This is a genomic window from Burkholderia sp. 8Y, assembly GCF_902506145.1.
Taxonomy (GTDB): domain Bacteria; phylum Pseudomonadota; class Gammaproteobacteria; order Burkholderiales; family Burkholderiaceae; genus Caballeronia.
Genome location: NZ_LR733539.1, coordinates 1 through 1,710, shown reverse-complemented (window position 1 = coordinate 1,710; position 1,710 = coordinate 1). Strand labels below are relative to the sequence as shown.

The following is a 1,710-nucleotide window of genomic DNA, read 5'->3' as shown; positions in this document are numbered from 1 at the left end:
ATCCGCGCGCAACTCGGCGGCTGGGTGCATGAAGACGGATGCCGCTGGGTGAAGATCAAGATCGGCACGGAGCCTTCACGCGATCCGCATCGCGTGGCGGTCGCCCGTGAAGCAATCGGCGATGCAGCGGGCCTTTTCGTCGATGCGAACGGCGCGCTCGATCGCAAGCAGGCGCTCTATTACGCGGAGCAGTTCGCGCAATACGGCGTCGAATGGTTCGAAGAGCCGGTGTCATCGGACGATATAACCGGCCTCGCGTTGTTAAGGGATGCGCTTCCCGCGCACATGGAACTGGCTGCGGGCGAATACGGCTACACACTCGACGACTTCCGCGCGCTGCTCGCGCATAACGCCGTCGACGTGCTGCAAGCCGATCTCACGCGCTGCGGCGGCGTCACGGGCTTCCTGCGCGTGGCCGCCCTCTGCGATGCCTTTCATGTGCCGCTTTCGGCGCATTGCGCGCCCGCGCTGCACTTGCATGTGGCCTGCGCCGCGCCGCGCTTGCGGCATCAGGAATGGTTTCACGATCACGTTCGCATCGAGTCGATGCTCTTCGACGGCGCGCCGCGCGCTCACGACGGCGTCATCACGCCGGACTGGTCGCGGCCCGGCTGCGGGCTCGACTTCAGGCATGCGGACGCACACCGTTATGCGGTTTAGAACGCACGGCACTCGACCTCAAGATGACGCAAACCAGAATGATCGATATCGCCATCGGCTGCGGCGTCGCGGCAGCGGGACTCGCCATCGCGCGGCTCGGCGGGCGCGAGGCGCATCGCTCGCAGAAAGAGACGCACATCGACACGGCCCGCACGTTCAATCACAGCTCGGCGCTGCTCGCGCTCTCCGTGCTCGCGGACAGCGCAATGGAGCACTATCGCGGCTCATTCGACAACCCGGCCATGTACACGCCGCTCGTCGTCTCGACGCTCTCGCTGCTCGCCGGGCTTCATGGCGGGTCGGACCGGGAGCCGGCGCGTCATCGCGTGCGCGACTCGGTGTATCTGGGCGCGGCGCTCGCGGGCATTGCGGGCACGGGGTTTCATCTCTACAACATCACGAAGCGCCCCGGCGGATGGAGCTGGCACAACCTCTTCTATGCCGCGCCCATCGGCGCGCCGACGGCGCTGCTGTTGTCGGGCGCGCTCGGCGCAGTCTCCGAACGATTGCGCGATGAACCCGCGCACGAGCCCCGTCTTTTCGGCATGCCGGCCGGACAGGCGCTCGCGCTCGTCACGAGCGCGGGACTCGTCGGCACGCTCGGCGAAGTGGCGCTGTTGCATTTTCGCGGCTCGTTCCAGAACCCCGTCATGTATGCGCCCATCGTGATTCCGCCGGTGGCCTCCGCGCTGCTTCTCAATACCGCGCTCGCCGCGCCGCGAGAACGCCCGTTCACGCGGCTATGGTTGCGCATCACGACTGCCCTCGGCTTCATCGGCGTGGGCTTTCATGCACGCGGCGTCGCGCGCAACCGGGGCGGCTGGCGCAACTGGAGCCAGAACCTGTTCAACGGACCGCCCTTGCCCGCGCCGCCGAGCTTTTCCGCGCTCGCGCTTGCGGGGCTCGCCGCGCTTCGACTGCGGGAGACCGAAAAATGACCACACTGCCCCGCTATCCCGGCTATGACGTGATGAACAAGCGCGACACGCCCTCATGGGACGACGTGACGCGCAAGGTCATCGACGAACGGCTCGCCACGCAGCAAGGCCC

General features: G+C 67.0%; 2 protein-coding genes and 1 pseudogene. All 3 read left to right on the top strand.

Going from position 1 to position 1,710, the window contains the following annotated elements:
• Window positions 1-660: enolase C-terminal domain-like protein (locus GV035_RS26635; protein ID WP_328699814.1), on the top strand; the 660-nt coding region annotated here is incomplete at its 5' end.
• A 23-nt stretch (window positions 661-683) separates the two neighbouring features.
• Window positions 684-1,598 (top strand): hypothetical protein, encoded by a 915-nt coding sequence (locus GV035_RS26630; protein WP_159838727.1) that lies wholly within the window; start codon window positions 684-686, stop codon window positions 1,596-1,598.
• Window positions 1,595-1,710: pseudogene (locus GV035_RS26625) on the top strand (gluconate 2-dehydrogenase subunit 3 family protein); the annotation flags it as partial. The gene GV035_RS26630 and the pseudogene GV035_RS26625, both read left to right, overlap by 4 nt.

What these genes read in the sequence shown, in the direction of transcription:
- GV035_RS26630 (WP_159838727.1), top strand. Translation starts at nt 684, where the DNA reads ATGACGCAAACCAGAATGATCGATATCGCCATCGGCTGCGGCGTCGCG.